Below are 15,301 nucleotides of genomic sequence, written 5' to 3' on the forward strand. Positions count from 1 at the left end.
GACGCCATGGCGACCGCCGCCCGGGGCCGGCATTTTCAACGCCTCGCAGCCGCGACGCGCGGACTATCCGGAAAAACGGCAAAAATGCGTTGGCAGAGGGCAAATGCGGCACGAAAAGTCTTGCCCAGACCGTCAGCGGCGCTAGACTCGCCTCAGAAATCTGGGGAACCGCGTGGCCGCACTCTCGCAGCATCATCGTCGGTATGACTTCGAAGGCGATTTGGACAAGGCTCTCAATCGCGTCGACTTCTTCCGCTTGTTCCACGGCATCGCCTTACGTTACGGATTCGAGCACTTCTGCGTGCTCCAGGTTGCAGCCGAGATGGAGGGCAGCAACCTTGCCAGCAAGCTCGTCCTGCACGATCTTTCCGCCGGCCTGGCCGAGACCTACGACAAGCGGCACCGGTTCAGCGAATCAGACATCTACAAGAGCCTGCGCCGCTCGGCCATCCCGACGGTCTGGCACGCCCGGGACGAGAACACGGAAGGAGAGGACGCGGAGCACAATCTCCTCTGCCAGCTCGGCTTCGACCTCGCGGTCGTCGTGCCGCTCCAGGCCGTGTCCGGGGCGCGCTATGCCGTCATCTTCCTGGGCGACGAGGGCGGCATCGCCCGCCAGCAGCACATGGAGCTCTGTTACGAGGCCAACTGCGTCTTCGACTATTTCCACCGTGTCGTCCTGTCCGTCCGGACCGGCATGGGCCTGACGCCGCGCGAGACCGAGATCCTGCGCTGGATCTCCTACGGCAAGACCGCCAGCGAGATCGCCCTGATCGTCTCCGTCTCCGAACACACGGTCAACTCGCACACGGCAACGATCCTGAAGAAGCTCGACGTGGTCAACCGCACGCAGATGGTGGCAAAGGCGATCCGGGAGCAGATCATTCTCTGACGACCAAATATCCTTTGGGTAACGTAGCGGGAGGCAGCCAATTGCAGGGGCGGGGCTTGTGAAGCGTCTCAGGCTGAACCAGAGTGGCCCGGGGGGAAATGAAAAGAACACCGACAATTCGGCCAGTATTTTCGACGCACCCGCCACCAGTTCGCGCCCTGACAACAGCATCCGTCACCGGATCAACCCGAGTTCGTCATGACCGTTCCAGTAAACATCCTGCTCGTTGACGACGACCCCGCGGAAAACGTGATCATGCGGGCGCTGATGCGCAAGGTCGCCAATGTCACGATCAAGCTGCACTACGTCGAAACGGTGGAGGCCGCGCTGGAATTCATCCGGACCGCAGAACTGCAGCTCGACCTGATCCTGATGGACAACCGTCTCCAGCCGCAGGCGGATTTCCGCGAAACCGTGCCCGAGCTTCGGCATAGCGGCTACATCGGCCCCATCGGCGTGATCTCGTCCTCGATCACAGATGCCTACTTCCAGAGCATCGACGACTACGGCGTCGACTTCCGGATCGACAAGGCGGAGCTGGACCCGACCGCGATCGGCTTCATCATCCAGGAATTCGTCAACCGGGACAGCCGCGCCGCGCAGTAGGTCGGCCGGTCGGCGGCCATGAAAAAGCCCGCGTCGGAACATCCGAAGCGGGCTTCTGTCTGTGTTGCCGCAGCGCTTCTTCAGGCTGCCGGCTGGCGCTGTGCCGCCGTCTCCTCGAGCCCCAGCAGGAACCCGATCTGCGGGCGCGCCTTGACGAGATCGTCGATCGTGTACTGCTGCAGGACGTCGAAGAAGGCGTTCAGCGCCTTGCGCAGAGCAGCATTCAGGCCACAGCTGTCGACCAGCGGGCACTCCACCTCGCCGGCCTCGAAACATTCGGCCATCGCGAAGGAATCCTCGGTCACCCGCACGACGTCGAAAAGCGTGATCTCGGTGGCGGGCTTCGGCAGGCGCACGCCGCCGTTGCGGCCGCGCACGGTCTCGATCAGGCCAGCACGCGTCAGCGGCTGCAGGATCTTGAAGAGGAACAGCTCCGATACCCCGTAGGCCTTGGCGATCTCCGGGATGCGGCTCAGCTTCTCCCCGTTCGCCGCACAGTACATCAACATCCGCACAGCGTAGTTAGTCTGCTTCGTCAGGCGCATTGCTGGCTCCGAATCCGTTCGCTTGAGGCCTACATATAGGATGGATCGCAGTTTGGAACAATTCAAAAAAGCGGAAAATCAAATTCATGTTAGCGGCCGGCCAAGTGTTGACTTGAGACCATAGCTCCCTAAAAGGTGACTTATCCAGAAAAGAAATAAGGAGGACCATTCGTGACCCAACTCCAACGGTTTGCGCTCGCTTTCGCACTCGCTGCGGGCACCGCCATGCCGGCCCTGGCCGACGGCGAGGTGAACATCTATTCCTACCGGCAGCCGGACCTGATCAAGCCGCTGCTGGACCGCTTCACGCAGGAAACCGGCATCACCACGAACGTCCTCTTCCTCGACAAGGGCCTGGTCGAACGCATCCAGGCGGAAGGCGAGAACTCGCCGGCCGACATCATCCTGACGGTCGACATCAGCCGGCTGACCGAGGCCAAGGAAGGCGGCGTGACGCAGCCGATCAAGAGTGCCGTGGTCGACAGCGACATCCCCGCCCAATACCGCGATCCGGATGGCGCCTGGGTGGGGCTCACCACCCGCGGCCGCGTCGTCTATGCGTCGAAGGACCGCGTCAGCCAGGACACCATCACCTATGAGGAACTCGCCGATCCGAAGTGGAAGGGCAAGATCTGCACCCGCGACGGCCAGCATTCCTACAATGTCGGCCTGATCGCCTCGATGATCGCCGAGCACGGCGAGGCGGAAACCGAAAAGTGGCTGACGGGGCTGAAGAACAACCTGGCCCGCAAGCCCGACGGCGGCGACCGCGACCAGGCCAAGGCGATCTTCGCCGGCGAGTGCGACCTGGCGCTCGGCAACACCTACTACGTCGGCCTGATGATGACCAACGAGAAGGAACCGGAGCAGAAGGACTGGGCGAACGCCATCAAGGTCCTGTTCCCGAACGCAAACGACCGCGGCACGCATGTGAACATCTCCGGCGTGGCGATGGCGAAATATGCCCCGAACAAGGAAAACGCCCAGAAGCTGGTCGACTTCCTCGCCTCCGGCGAAGCGCAGGAGATCTATGCCGCGCAGGTCTTCGAGTATCCGGTCATGCCCGGCAAGGAGCCCGCTGACATCGTCAAGTCCTTCGGCACCATCAAGCCGGCGACCCTGCCGCTCGCCGACATCGCCGCCAACCGCAAGAAGGCCTCCGAGCTGGTCGACAAGGTCGGCTACAACGACGGGCCGACGCAGTAACACTGCCGTGGCAGAAACGACGGCGGCCCGCGTGGCCGCCGTTTTTCATTGCAGGTGCGGATCCGATTGTCCCTTCAGGATCGCGGCATAGTCGAGGATCGCCTTCTTGCGGTCCGGGGTGCCCGGATGGGTCGAGAACATGCTCGTTTCGGAGCGATCCCCCAGCTTCTCCTCGATCAGGGTGAAAAAGCGCACGATCGCCGCCGGGTCGTAGCCGGCCTTCAGCATCAGTTCGACCGAATGGCGGTCCGCTTCGGCCTCGGCCGAGCGCGAGTAGGACAGCACTAGCAGCGCACTGCCGTCGACCAGCACGTCTTCCGCGCCCGCGCCGACATCGCCGGCGACCAGCATGACCAGACCGGCAATTCCGGCGGCGCGGTAGAGCTGGCGCAGGCTGTGCTGCAGGTCCACATGGCCGATCTCGTGGGCAAGAACGCCCATCAGCATCTCGGTGTCGCCACCAGCGAGTTCGACGAGTTCGTCGGTCATGACGATCGTACCGTCCGGCAGGGCGAAGGCGTTTGGCCCGATGAGCCCCCCGGCGCGAAAGTAGAGCGTGTATCCCCCCTCGCCGCGCGGCGAAGCGGCGACGATCCGCGCGAAACCGTCCTTTATCTGCTTCACCGTGGAATCGGGCAGGGCCGTGGGCGAGAACATCGTCCGGTCGAGTGTCTCCAACGTGCCCTGCGCCATCAGTTCCGGCACCACCGGCGGCGTCGCCCAGACCGCGAGCTCGACCAGAGCCGGCAGGCCGAAGCGATAGACCGCAGTACCAAGCAGCAGGGCCAGCACGACGATGCCGGCAAGGCGCAGGCGGAACTGTTCCAGCCAATGGACCAGCCCGGCCCCGCCCCTGCCGCTGCGCGCCAGGTAGGCGTCGATCCCGTCGTTGTCCCAGGTCTCGAACACCGAGCCATCGGGGAAGGTGACACGTCGCGGAATGGAGCCGACGCGCGCGGAAATCTCGGCGGCGTCCGTAGGCGGGGTCAGCGACGCGGCGTCTCCGATCGCGGTGGCGCTCAGCGCGCCACCGCTTTCAACCAGCCACGCCTCGGCCGAGTTGCTGGCGCCCGCAGGATGCCAGTCGCCGCGCGCGATGCGTCTTTCCTCAGAAGCCAAAGTCGAACCCTTCGAAATCGATGAATTCGGAACCAACCGCCGAGCCCTGGCTCTCGATCCGGCCGATCAGTTCCCCGACATTGCCGACGATGGTCACGCCGGTGTGCTCCGCCTGGTAGCGCGCCATGCGCACCGCCGCCCAGGGGCGCATCAGCCCCAGCGTCAGGATGGTCACGATCACGTTCGAGACCGCAATCCAGGTGTAGCGCCGGCGCGAGACGTCGCTCAGGAACGTATGGCGTTGCTCGAAGGTCGACGAGCTCCAGACGGCATTCCGCACGCCTGCGCGATAGACGGTGCCGGCAATGCCAAAAACGACGAACAGGGAAATATAGCCGAACACGATCACGGCAATTATCGACCATTGCGATTCCGGCGTTGCGCTGTCGCCTGCTTCGAAGATCCCCTGGAGCGACGGCAGGCTGACCACAGCGACGGCCGCCACGATCGCCAGTCCCATGACGGCAACGAGAAGCGACAGGAACCATGAGGGATAGAGCGCGCCGAGCTTCGGATCTGTGTCGAAGGCCCTGCCGCCATAGCGCAGGTTCGTGCCGACATAGCGCGCCACCCAGCGGCTTGCGAGCGGCGCCAGGATGCCGAGCGTCAGAACGGCGAGCAGGCTTCCGACGATGAAGGCCTTGAATGCGCCGCCTGCCCCGCCGACGAAATCGAAGCGCACGTTGCGATAGCTCGTCACCCGCGCGCTGAAGCGCAGGCCCTTGGCGACCAGCCAGGGCAACGCGATCAGGACGACAACGGTCGGCAGAAGCACAAGGATCGGCACCAGCTGGGCGATAATGTTCAGCGCGATCAAGGCGCCGAGGACGATCAGCCGGCCGATGAGAATCTGCTTGCCGCGTGCGTGATAGTCGAAGGCCCGGCCGAGAAGGACCGTGTTGCCGTAGAAATACCGGTTGCGGCGGACCTTGGCCCAGGCCGAATAGATGCCGAGCGTGACGATCGTCAGAAGTACGTTGACGATCCAGATGCCGAAATATTCCTTCGCCTTTCCGGCGAAGGCGAAACGATGAAAAGTGCCTACGTCCGCCGGTGTTGCCGGCCCCTCTGCCAATGCCATTGCAGCCCCCGAATGCCCACCCCGGCCCATGACGATTGCGTCATGGCACGGAGGTGGACCTTTACCGGGTCAGCCTCCAAAAGCAACGGGCCCCTCTCGGGGCCCGCACTTCAAAGTTGTTTTTTCCCGGCTTACTTCATCGTCGGCATGACGAACTCGGCGCCGTCCTTGATCCCCGACGGCCAGCGGCTCGTGACGGTCTTGGTGCGGGTCCAGAACTTGATCGAATCGGTGCCGTGCTGGTTCAGGTCGCCGAAGGAGGAAGACTTCCAGCCGCCGAAGGAGTGGTAGGCGAGCGGCACCGGGATCGGCACGTTGATGCCGACCATGCCGATGTTGATGCGAGAGGCGAAGTCGCGGGCGGCATCGCCGTCGCGGGTGTAGATGGCGACGCCGTTGCCGTATTCGTGCTTCATCGGCAGCGCGAGGGCTTCCTCATAGTTCTTCGCGCGCACCACCGACAGGACCGGCCCGAAGATCTCGGTCTTGTAGATGTCCATATCCGGCCTGACATGATCGAACAGGCAGCCGCCGACGAAATAGCCGTCCTCGTAGCCTTGCAGCTTGAAATCGCGGCCGTCGACGACGAGCTTGGCGCCCTGTTCGACACCGCGGTCGATCAGGCCGCGGATGCGCGCCTGGGCCTCCCGCGTAACGACCGGACCCATATCCGCCTTCTCGTCGGTATAGGGGCCGATGCGCAGGCTTTCGACCATCGGCGTTAGCTTGTCGATCAGCCGGTTGGCCGTCTCCTCGCCGACCGGGACTGCGACCGAGATCGCCATGCAGCGCTCGCCGGCGGAACCGTAGCCGGCGCCCATCAGCGCGTTCGCGGCCTGGTCGAGGTCGGCGTCCGGCATGATGATCATGTGGTTCTTGGCGCCGCCGAAGCACTGGGCGCGCTTGCCGTTCATCGCGGCCGTGCCGTAGACGTAGCGGGCGATCGGCGTCGAGCCGACGAAGGACACGGCAGAGATGTCGGGATGGGTGAGGATCGCATCGACGGCAGCCTTGTCGCCGTTGACGACGTTGAGAATGCCCGCCGGCAGGCCGGCCTCGATCATCAGCTCGGCCAGACGCAGCGGCACGGAAGGATCGCGTTCAGACGGCTTCAGGATGAAGGCGTTGCCGCAGGCGATCGCAGGCGCGAACATCCACATCGGGATCATGGCCGGGAAGTTGAACGGGGTGATGCCGGCGCCGATGCCGACGGCCTGGCGAATGGAGTACATGTCGATGTTCGGACCGGCGCCTTCGGTGAACTCGCTCTTGGCGAGGTGCGGGATGCCGATGACGAACTCGCAGACCTCGAGGCCGCGGACGATGTCGCCCTTGGAATCCTCGACCGTCTTGCCGTGCTCCTTGGAGAGCATCTCGGCCAGCTCGTTCATGTTGTCGTTCAGGAGCTGGACGAACTTCATGAAGACGCGGGCGCGGCGCTGCGGGTTCGTCGCGGCCCAGGCGGGCTGGGCGGCCTTGGCGACCTCGACGGCTGCGGCGAGCTCTGCATCGCTCGCAAGCGCAACCTTGGCCTGGACCTCTCCGGTCGCCGGGTTGAAGACGTCAGCCGTGCGACCGCTCCTGCCGGCGACATGCTTGCCGCCAATGAAATGTCCGATCTCGCGCATGGGGTATCCTCCGATGTTTATGGAACGATGATCGCACTACAAATTGCTCAACTCAATCGCCTGATGTAAGCAACCGTTGTGCAGGAATTATAGTCCTGACGGTTGGCGAAGGGGAAGCGATGAACTGGGACGACGTGCGCATGTTCCTGGCGGTGGCCCGCACCGGACAACTGCTTTCGGCCTCCCGCCGCCTCGGCGTCAACCACGCCACCCTCAGCCGGCGGGTCGCCGCGCTGGAGAAGGAGATGAAGACGCGGCTCCTGGTCCGGCGGACGAACGGCTGTGACCTGACGGCGGAAGGCGAGGTGTTCCTGCATGCCGCCGAGCGGATGGAGACCGAGATGCTGGCGGCGCAGGAGAAGATCGGCCGGATCGATGCCGCCGTCGCCGGCACCGTGCGCATCGGCGCGCCGGACGGCTTCGGCGTCTCCTTTCTCGCGCCCCGGCTCGGAAAGCTGACGGCGCGCCATCCCGAACTGAAGATCCAGCTGGTACCGGTGCCGCGCTCCTTCTCGCTGTCGCAGCGCGAGGCCGACATCGCCATCACGCTCGAGCGCCCGGACCAGGGCCGTCTCGTCTCCTCCAAGCTCACCGACTACACCCTCGGCCTCTATGCGAGCCGCGGCTATCTCGCCGAGCGGGGCGCACCGAAGGATGTCGAGGGGCTGAAGGATCATCGCCGGATCGGTTATGTGGAGGACCTTCTGTTCACCGCCTCGCTCGACTTCACCGGCGAGGTGATGCGCAACTGGAACGCCGCCTTCGAGATCTCCAGCGCCACCGGCCAGACGGAGGCCGTGCGCTCGGGCGCCGGCATCGGCATCCTGCACAACTACATCGCCCGGCAGGATCCCGACCTCGTGCGCATCCTGCCGGGCACGACCATCCGCCGCGCCTACTGGACCACCTTCCACGAGAGCGCCCGCGACCTCGCGCGGGTGCGCACCGTGACGGCGTTCGTGCAGGAGCTCGTCGAGAGCGAACAGTCGATCTTCGTCTAGAAACGGGGACGCGCTTTCGATCCTGCGGGCGGCTAGGGGCGCTCGTTCATGTCGGAGACCACCCAGCGGAAGAACAGGTAGACGGCCGCGGAAACGATGACGAGCGGGGTCAGCACGGAGAGATCAAGCATATCATTGCCTTGTTGTCGTTGGCGCTGCCTCATGCAGCCCGACTAATATGCGACCGGAGCCTTAATGCCCGGTGCAACGGCATGGTAAACCGACCGGAAATGCGGTCTCATGCCGAGGCGGGACGCGGATGGACGGTCGCCAGCACCAAATGCCCTCCGGCGCGCAGGCGCGCACCGACGGAAGAAAGGAACAAGGATTCAAAGAGAAATGGTACGGTTGGTGGGAATCGAACCTACGACCTCAGGTGCCACAAACCTGCGCTCTAACCAACTGAGCTACAACCGCACACGAGCGCTGCCGCGCTTGGGGGCTCACATACGGGGACGATGCCGATATTGCAAGCCCCTTGTTGCCTCTTGCATACTAAAAAGGGCCGGACGATGCGTCCAGCCCTTTTTGGCATTCCCCCTGCCCTGCCGGCGGTGCGCTCGGCCGGGCGACGTCGGCGCGATCAGGCGGCCTTGAACGTCTTCAGCGCCTTTTCGGCGGCAGACTTGCCGGGCTCGGCGACCTTCTCGGCAACCTTGCGGGTGGCTTCCTGCATCGTCTTGGCCTGCTCGACCACGACCTCGGCCTGCTTGCGCAGGAAGGCGGTCTGCAGCTCGAACAGCTCGGACACGGACTTCACGCCGAGCAGCGCTTCCATGTGCGACAGCGAGTTCTCGGCATTGGTGCGCAGCGCGTCGATGGCCGTCAGGCCGAGCTCGACGGTGCCGGCCTGGGCGCTTTCGAGGGTCGCCTCGACGACCTTGGTCGCGTCCTCGGTGGCGGTCTTCAGCTTGGCATAGGCTTCCTTGGTCTGGGCGGCGCCCTTCTCGGCGAAGTCGCGGAAGCTCTCGGTTACCTTTGCCGGGTCGAATGCGGCAAAGGAAAATACGTCATCAGTCTTCTTGGTTGCCATTTCGATCGTCCTTGGTTCGGCCCTCGTCATGAGCGCCGTTCTATGGTGATGAACTGCTTATATACGATCCTATTGTGCAATGCAACATAATTGTGCGACGCACAATGTTAACCCTGCTGCCGGAAAGACGGGGAGCGCTCCGGGCGTCAAGCTGGACCCTGCGCCGACGCGCCGCTATTAATAAAGCGTTAAGCGTGCGGCGGTGGCCGCCGTCAACCCGTGTCAGGCTGCCGATGTCCGCTCATCAGTACCCCTTCATCGATGTCGCCGTCCACGAGCGCGTGCGCCTGCCGTTCGCTCGCGGCGAAGCCGTCGTTCTGTTCTCGATCGACATGCGGCAGGTCCTGTGGAGCAACGGCCGCGGTGCGGCACTGTTCGGCCACGGCTCGATCTACGATTTCCTCGATGCGCCCGTGCCCGAAGGCGACGTGGTGTTCCGCCAGCTCCAGACCGCCGCGCGGCAGCTTGGGCACAGCGGGCTCGGCCGCAATCTCCTGCTTCGCATCGGCACCGGCTATCGGGGCCTGCCGGTCAGCGCCCATGTGGAGCGCATCACGCTGGCGCCGGGGCAGGATGCGGTCCTGTTCAGCACGCCGGCCGCCGGCAAGCACGAGCCCCTGGCCGAGCGCGCGGCCTCGCTTCTCGGCGGCTTCGACGATCCCGACACGCACATGGCCGTGCTCGACGGCGATGGCGGCATCCTTGCCGCATCGTCCGGCTTTGCGGCCCTCGGCATCAGCGAGGACGCGCGGCGGCGGATGGTCGCTGCGGCGCGACGGGAGACCGACGGGCTGGTGAAGCGCCCGGTCCCGACCGGCAAGGGCCTGCTGCCGGCAGCGCTCGGCCGGATCTCGACGGATCCCGCCCTCAACCTGCTCTTCGCGGTCGAAACCATTCTCGGCCACATGGACGCGGATCAGGACGCGACCGCCGCAGCCGAGATGGAGCAGCCGGTGCCCGCAGAGACGGCGCTCCCTGCAAGCGCCGCGGCCGCAATCCCGGGCAGCGAGATGGGCGCGCCGGGGCCGGCCGGCAACGACACCGCAGACGACGCCGACGCGCATGCCCCGGCGGCGCACCTGCCGGACGGCGCTCGGGCCACCGCTTCGGCCGAAGAGAAACCGGACGCCGCAGACACCGCTGCCGGCGGCGCGCCCGTTACCGAGCGCGACACGGCGGAAGCTCCGGACGAGACCGACACGGCCAGGACGGATGCGGATTTGAATACGGCGGCCGAACCGGCGCCGTCGGCTACGGCGGCCGATCGGGACGCCGGGCTGTCCGGTCCGTTCGGGCGGGCCTCGCGCCCGGTCCGCTTCGTCTGGAAGATCGATGCGGAAGGGCACTTCAGCGAACTCTCGGGCGAATTTGCCGACGTGGTCGGGGCGCATGCGGCCGACGTCATCGGCCTGCCGTTCACCGAGGTGGCGAAACGCTTCGACTTCGACAGGGACGGCACGATCGCCGAGCTGCTGCGCCGGCGCGACACCTGGTCGGGCAAGACGATCCACTGGCCGGTCGAGGGGACGGGCCTGCGCGTGCCGGTCGATCTCGCGGCCCTTCCGACCTATTCCCGCAGCCGCGAATTCGACGGCTTTCGCGGGTTCGGCATCGTCCGGACGGCCGACGCGATCGAGGACGAGCACGCGCTCGGACTTGCGATCGCAGGGCCGGCCAAGGCGGAAGCGGAGGCAGCCGCAGCACAGGCGGAAGCCGAAGCTCCGGGCCAGGCCGAAGCCGCCGCGGTCGGCGACGATACCGCCGCTGCCCCGCCGGTGCTGGACGAACTCCTGGCGGAGGAAGCCGAGGCAGAGGCTCCGCTCCCCGAAGATGCGCGCATAGACACCGCGGCGACCAGCGACGATGCGACCAGTAGTGCGCGACGAGACGATACGCCCGAAGCGGAGACCGGCATTCATCCGGACGACGACTTCCGCGGCGAGCGCCCGGCGCTGCGGCTGGTCGATACCTCCGCACGGAAGCACTCCGGCAAGGTCGTGCAGCTGGACGACCGCCGCGGCGGCGTGGGCGCGCTGACGAGCGGCGAGCAGGCCGCCTTCCGCGAGATCGCCCGCCAGCTCGGCGAAACCTTCGGCAAGCGGCGATCCGGCGACCTGCCCGCAACCCCGGTCGGCAGTGGCGCTGCCCCCGGCGACGTTGCGCCATCGACTGACGCGAAGCCGCAACGAGACGATGTCGACGACGGGCGGACGGCGGCCTCCGCCGATGCCGCACCGGAGGATCGCGACGAGATCCCCGGCCTCGAAGTCGGCGAACATGCGGACGACGTTCCGGCCAAGGGTGTTTCGATCACCGGGCCGCGGACGGCGATGGACTACGGGCTGACGGCATCGGTCGTCGATGCCCTGCCCGTGGCGCTCCTGATCCACGCCGGCGACCTCTTGATCCACGCCAACCCGGAGTTCCTGGGCCTGACGGGCTATGGCTCGCTGGAGGAACTGGAAGATGCCGGCGGTCTCGAGGCCCTGCTCGATCGCCCCGGGGCGGAAGACGGAGCGCCCGAAGGCACGATGCTGCTCCGGCATGCGGACGCCACCAGCCCGATGGCCGTCAATGCGCGGCTCCAGTCGGTGCGATGGGAGAGCGGCACCGCGCTGATGCTGGCGCTCTCGCCGGTCGCATCGCCGGCCCCGGCCGCGAACGAAGCCGCCACCGATATCGGCGACAGGGCGCCCGAGGACGACGAAAGCGAGGCGCTTGCCGCTTTGCGCGACGAGGCGAGCGAGTTGCGCTCGATCCTGGAAACCGCGACGGACGGCGTCGTGGTCGTCGACCAGGAAGGCGAGATCCGCTCCATCAACCGCTCGGCCAGCGCCCTCTTCAACTACGACGAGGACGAGATCCGCGGAAAGCCCTTCGCCATCCTCTTCGCGCACGAGAGCCAGAAGGCGGTGATCGACTATCTCGCCGGGCTTGCCGGGCATGGGGTCGCGAGTGTCCTGAACGACGGCCGCGAGGTGATCGGCCGCGAGGCATCCGGCGGGTTCATTCCGCTGTTCATGACGATGGGACGTCTTTCCTCCTCGAGCGGCTACTGCGCGGTCATCCGCGACATCACGCAGTGGAAGCGCACGGAGGAGGAACTGCGCAACGCCAAGCGCGCAGCCGAGACCGCCAATGCCCACAAGAGCGAGTTCCTGGCCCGCGTCAGCCACGAGATCCGCACGCCGCTGAACGCCATCATCGGCTTCTCCGACATGATGGCCGGCGAACGCTTCGGACCGATCGGCCATCCGCGCTACGTCGAATATGCCAACGACATCGGCCGCTCCGGGCGGCATGTGCTCGACATCGTCAACGACCTGCTCGACATCTCCAAGATCGAGGCCGGCGAGATGGAGCTCGATTTCACCGCCGTCGGCCTGAACGAGACCGTGTCGGAGGCCGTGTCGCTGGTGCAGCCGCAGGCGAACGGCCAGCGGGTGATCATCCGCACGTCGCTGTCGACCTCCGTGCCGCCGGTGGTGGCGGACCTGCGCTCGATCAAGCAGATCGCGCTCAACATCCTGGCGAATGCGATCCGGTTCACGCCCTCCGGCGGACAGATCGTCGTCTCGACGTCCTACGAGAGCAACGGCAGCGTCGTGCTCCGCATCCGGGACACCGGCGTGGGGATGACGCGCAGCGAACTGGAGCAGGCGATGAAGCCGTTCCGGCAGGTGACGACAGGCGCCCGCAAGCGCGGCGACGGCACCGGGCTCGGGCTGCCCTTGACCAAGGCGATGGTGGACGCCAACCGGGCGCATTTCGCCATCAGTTCCAGCCCGAACGAAGGCACGCTCGTCGAAGTCACCTTTCCCTCCCCGCGCGTCTTGGCAGTGTGAGGCGATTGCGCTAGTGCAGGGCGGTGAGCCACCGCGCAGGCAACCGCAGCGCGACGCCCAGGCGCAGCGTCGAAGCGTCCGGCGACGACGGGGCCGTCGCGGGCCGGGCGGACGAGAGGACGACAGCATTGCAGGCACTTTCCCGCCTTGCCCATCTCGCAACCTCCCGCAGACCGGGCATGAAGGCGCACCGCACGCTTGTCGGCGCCGCCCTCTTCACCGCCGCCATCGTGCTGATGCCGCTGATCGCCATCCTGATGATCGCCGCCGGCGGATCGGGCGATGACTGGCCGCACCTGATCAGCAACGTCCTGCCGCGCGCCACGCTGCGGACGCTCGTGCTCCTGGCGGGCGTCGCGGCGGCGACCGCGGTGACGGGCGTGCTCACGGCCTGGCTGACGGCGAGCTGCGAGTTTCCTCTGCGCCGGCTGCTGACCGTGCTGCTGGTGCTGCCGCTGGCGATTCCGTCCTATCTCTCCGCCTATGCGTTCGGGCAGTTCCTGGACTTTACCGGCCCGGTGCAGACCGCGCTGCGCGCCGCGTTCGGATTTGCGACGCGCCGGGACTACTGGTTTCCCGAGGTGCGCACGACGGGCGGTGCGATCCTGGTGATGGCCAGCGTCCTCTACCCTTACGTCTATCTGGCGGCACGAGCGATGTTCCTGATGCAGGGACGCGCGGCAGCCGACGTGGCGCGCACGCTCGGCGCCGGGCCGCTCAAGGTCTTCGCCAGGGTGCAGATCCCGATGGCGCGCCCGGCGATCATGGTCGGCCTGACGCTCGTTTCCATGGAGACGCTGAACGACATCGGGGCGGTGGAATATCTCGGCGTGCAGACGCTGACGTTTTCGATCTTCGACACCTGGCTCAACCGGGGCAGCCTGGCGGGTGCGGCGCAGATCGCCTGCATCATGCTCGCCTTCGTCGCCGTCCTGCTGCTGGTGGAGCGGGCCGCCCGCCGCAGGCAGCGTTTCACCAACAACAAGACGACGGCGGCCGTGGCCGATTCCGTCCGCCTGAGGCTGAAGGGATGGAAGCGCTGGGCGGCGGTCGCCGCCTGCCTGCTCCCGCCGGCGCTCGGCTTTGCCATCCCCGTGCTGGTGCTGGGATCCTACGCGATGCGCCGGCTCGACCAGTTCGCCTCGCTGCGCCTGCTCTCGGCGCTGTGGAACAGCGTCCTGATCTCGTTTTGCACGGCCTGCGTCGCCGTGCTCCTGGCGTTCCTGCTGGCCTATGCCGCGCGCGCGACGCGGTCGCCGCTGACCACGCTTGCCGGCCGGCTGGCCTCGTTCGGCTACGGCGTGCCGGGCACGGTGCTGGCGATGGGCGTTCTCATTCCGCTCGCCCGCTTCGACAATGTGGTGGCGTCGTTCACGCGCGAGTGGTTCGGCTTCTCGACGGGGCTGCTTCTGACCGGCAGCGGGGTCGCGATCGTCTACGCCTGCACCGTGCGCTTCCTCACGATGGCCGAGGGCACGATCGACGCCGGTTTCCATAAGCTGTCGCCACATCTCGACATGGCCGCCCGCACGCTCGGGCGCACAAGCGCGCAGACGCTGCGCAGCGTGCTCTTGCCGATGATGCGGCCGGCCACGCTGACCGCGGCGCTGATGGTCTTCATCGAAGCGATGAAGGAGCTGTCGGCGACGATCATGCTGCGCCCCTTCAACTTCAACACGCTCGCGACACTCGTCTACGAGGATGCCTCCCGGGCCAAGGTGGAGGACGCCTCGGTCGCCGCGATCATCATCGTCGCGGCCGGGCTGATTCCGGTGTTCCTCGTGTCGCGCTCGCTGAACGCAACCAACGGCGGCCAATAAAAAAGGGGCGACCTTGCGGCCGCCCTCAAGAAAGTTCGATGCTGTCCAACTAAAGCGTCAGGGTAAGACGTCATGCCATCGAGGCGGCGGACCGCCGGTACGTCCTCGCATTGGACGCGCTCAAGTCGAACCGACCATGGCCGTTTCCACCTTAACAAATCCTTACCCGGCGGCACCGGAACGGTCACGACCGTTCACATCTCGTTGAATTTGGTTAATTCGGCCGGCCGAAATTCGTTAACGCAGCCAGTGGCTTATTTAGAGCGTGCTGTTGTGACTTGGAAACAATTCTGTTGGTTCAAGCGACGCCGTCTGATGTGCCGGCCGGCGCGCGTCGTAGCCAATGCATACGGCCAAGCCGGCCGGCACATCAGCCGGCTCGCTTCAACCAACCCGAAGGGCCGGGCATCTTTTCGTCAGGGCAGAGGCGAGCGCCTCGAACGTACCTTCCGGTATGCCCTTCGTCGCTCACCTCTGCCCTGACGAAAAGCTGCTCCGGCAGAATGGTTCCAAATCACAACAGCA

At 65.9% G+C, this 15,301-nt stretch carries 11 protein-coding genes and 1 tRNA gene; 6 read left to right on the top strand and 6 right to left on the bottom strand.

Going from position 1 to position 15,301, the window contains the following annotated elements; translation table 11 throughout:
- Positions 1-220 precede the first annotated feature (220 nt).
- Both P0086_RS24830 and P0086_RS24835 read left to right on the top strand, forming a co-directional pair.
- Complete coding sequence (locus P0086_RS24830; protein WP_148188171.1) at positions 221-892, top strand: LuxR C-terminal-related transcriptional regulator; 672 nt, start codon at positions 221-223, stop codon at positions 890-892.
- A 198-nt stretch (positions 893-1,090) separates the two neighbouring features.
- The gene (locus tag P0086_RS24835) at positions 1,091-1,498 is read left to right on the top strand and encodes a response regulator (protein ID WP_112599190.1); all 408 of its coding nucleotides are present in this window, start codon (positions 1,091-1,093) and stop codon (positions 1,496-1,498) included.
- Positions 1,499-1,578: 80 nt separating this feature from the next.
- On the opposite strand, the gene rirA is transcribed toward P0086_RS24835, so the two are convergent.
- Positions 1,579-2,043, bottom strand: a complete 465-nt coding sequence (gene rirA, locus P0086_RS24840) for an iron-responsive transcriptional regulator RirA (protein ID WP_112599192.1) — start codon at positions 2,041-2,043, stop codon at positions 1,579-1,581.
- Between the two features lie 225 nt (positions 2,044-2,268).
- On the opposite strand from rirA, the gene P0086_RS24845 reads away from it, so the two are divergent.
- Positions 2,269-3,249 (top strand): Fe(3+) ABC transporter substrate-binding protein, encoded by a 981-nt coding sequence (locus P0086_RS24845; RefSeq protein WP_275790781.1) that lies wholly within the window; start codon positions 2,269-2,271, stop codon positions 3,247-3,249.
- Positions 3,250-3,294: 45 nt separating this feature from the next.
- Here the strand turns inward: P0086_RS24845 and P0086_RS24850 are convergent, their stop codons facing one another.
- The 3 genes from P0086_RS24850 to P0086_RS24860 form a co-directional block, all read right to left on the bottom strand.
- Entirely contained in the window at positions 3,295-4,368 is a 1,074-nt protein-coding gene (locus tag P0086_RS24850) for a M48 family metallopeptidase (protein ID WP_275790769.1), read from the bottom strand.
- On the bottom strand, positions 4,358-5,449 hold the full coding sequence (locus tag P0086_RS24855; RefSeq protein ID WP_275790771.1) for a DUF898 family protein: 1,092 nt from the start codon (positions 5,447-5,449) through the stop codon (positions 4,358-4,360). The genes P0086_RS24850 and P0086_RS24855 overlap by 11 nt, the downstream gene beginning before the upstream one ends.
- 131 nt (positions 5,450-5,580) lie before the next feature.
- Entirely contained in the window at positions 5,581-7,077 is a 1,497-nt protein-coding gene (locus P0086_RS24860; protein ID WP_275790772.1) for a CoA-acylating methylmalonate-semialdehyde dehydrogenase, read from the bottom strand.
- A gap of 119 nt (positions 7,078-7,196) precedes the next feature.
- Here P0086_RS24860 and P0086_RS24865 point away from each other — a divergent pair, with 119 nt between their 5' ends.
- Positions 7,197-8,078, top strand: a complete 882-nt coding sequence (locus P0086_RS24865) for a LysR family transcriptional regulator (protein ID WP_275790774.1) — start codon at positions 7,197-7,199, stop codon at positions 8,076-8,078.
- Positions 8,079-8,418: 340 nt separating this feature from the next.
- On the opposite strand, the gene P0086_RS24870 is transcribed toward P0086_RS24865, so the two are convergent.
- Positions 8,419-8,495, bottom strand: a tRNA-His gene (locus P0086_RS24870).
- Positions 8,496-8,661: 166 nt separating this feature from the next.
- Positions 8,662-9,111 carry a phasin gene (locus tag P0086_RS24875; protein ID WP_112609404.1) on the bottom strand — a complete coding sequence of 150 codons (450 nt, stop codon included), beginning with the start codon at positions 9,109-9,111 and terminating at the stop codon, positions 8,662-8,664.
- Between the two features lie 233 nt (positions 9,112-9,344).
- Here P0086_RS24875 and P0086_RS24880 point away from each other — a divergent pair, with 233 nt between their 5' ends.
- Both P0086_RS24880 and P0086_RS24885 read left to right on the top strand, forming a co-directional pair.
- Positions 9,345-12,956: a PAS domain S-box protein gene (locus tag P0086_RS24880; RefSeq protein ID WP_275790776.1), complete on the top strand. Its 3,612-nt coding sequence runs from the start codon at positions 9,345-9,347 to the stop codon at positions 12,954-12,956.
- Positions 12,957-13,135: 179 nt separating this feature from the next.
- Positions 13,136-14,776: an iron ABC transporter permease gene (locus P0086_RS24885; RefSeq protein WP_275790777.1), complete on the top strand. Its 1,641-nt coding sequence runs from the start codon at positions 13,136-13,138 to the stop codon at positions 14,774-14,776.
- Positions 14,777-15,301 lie beyond the last annotated feature (525 nt).

The organism is Mycoplana sp. MJR14 (assembly GCF_029210525.1).
Taxonomy (GTDB): Bacteria; Pseudomonadota; Alphaproteobacteria; order Rhizobiales; family Rhizobiaceae; genus Mycoplana.

What these genes read in the sequence shown, in the direction of transcription:
- rirA (WP_112599192.1), bottom strand. Translation starts at nt 2,043, where the DNA reads ATGCGCCTGACGAAGCAGACTAACTACGCTGTGCGGATGTTGATGTAC.
- P0086_RS24875 (WP_112609404.1), bottom strand. Translation starts at nt 9,111, where the DNA reads ATGGCAACCAAGAAGACTGATGACGTATTTTCCTTTGCCGCATTCGAC.
- P0086_RS24885 (WP_275790777.1), top strand. Translation starts at nt 13,136, where the DNA reads ATGAAGGCGCACCGCACGCTTGTCGGCGCCGCCCTCTTCACCGCCGCC.
- P0086_RS24880 (WP_275790776.1), top strand. Translation starts at nt 9,345, where the DNA reads ATGTCCGCTCATCAGTACCCCTTCATCGATGTCGCCGTCCACGAGCGC.
- P0086_RS24835 (WP_112599190.1), top strand. Translation starts at nt 1,091, where the DNA reads ATGACCGTTCCAGTAAACATCCTGCTCGTTGACGACGACCCCGCGGAA.
- P0086_RS24855 (WP_275790771.1), bottom strand. Translation starts at nt 5,449, where the DNA reads ATGGCATTGGCAGAGGGGCCGGCAACACCGGCGGACGTAGGCACTTTT.
- P0086_RS24845 (WP_275790781.1), top strand. Translation starts at nt 2,269, where the DNA reads ATGCCGGCCCTGGCCGACGGCGAGGTGAACATCTATTCCTACCGGCAG.
- P0086_RS24860 (WP_275790772.1), bottom strand. Translation starts at nt 7,077, where the DNA reads ATGCGCGAGATCGGACATTTCATTGGCGGCAAGCATGTCGCCGGCAGG.
- P0086_RS24865 (WP_275790774.1), top strand. Translation starts at nt 7,197, where the DNA reads ATGAACTGGGACGACGTGCGCATGTTCCTGGCGGTGGCCCGCACCGGA.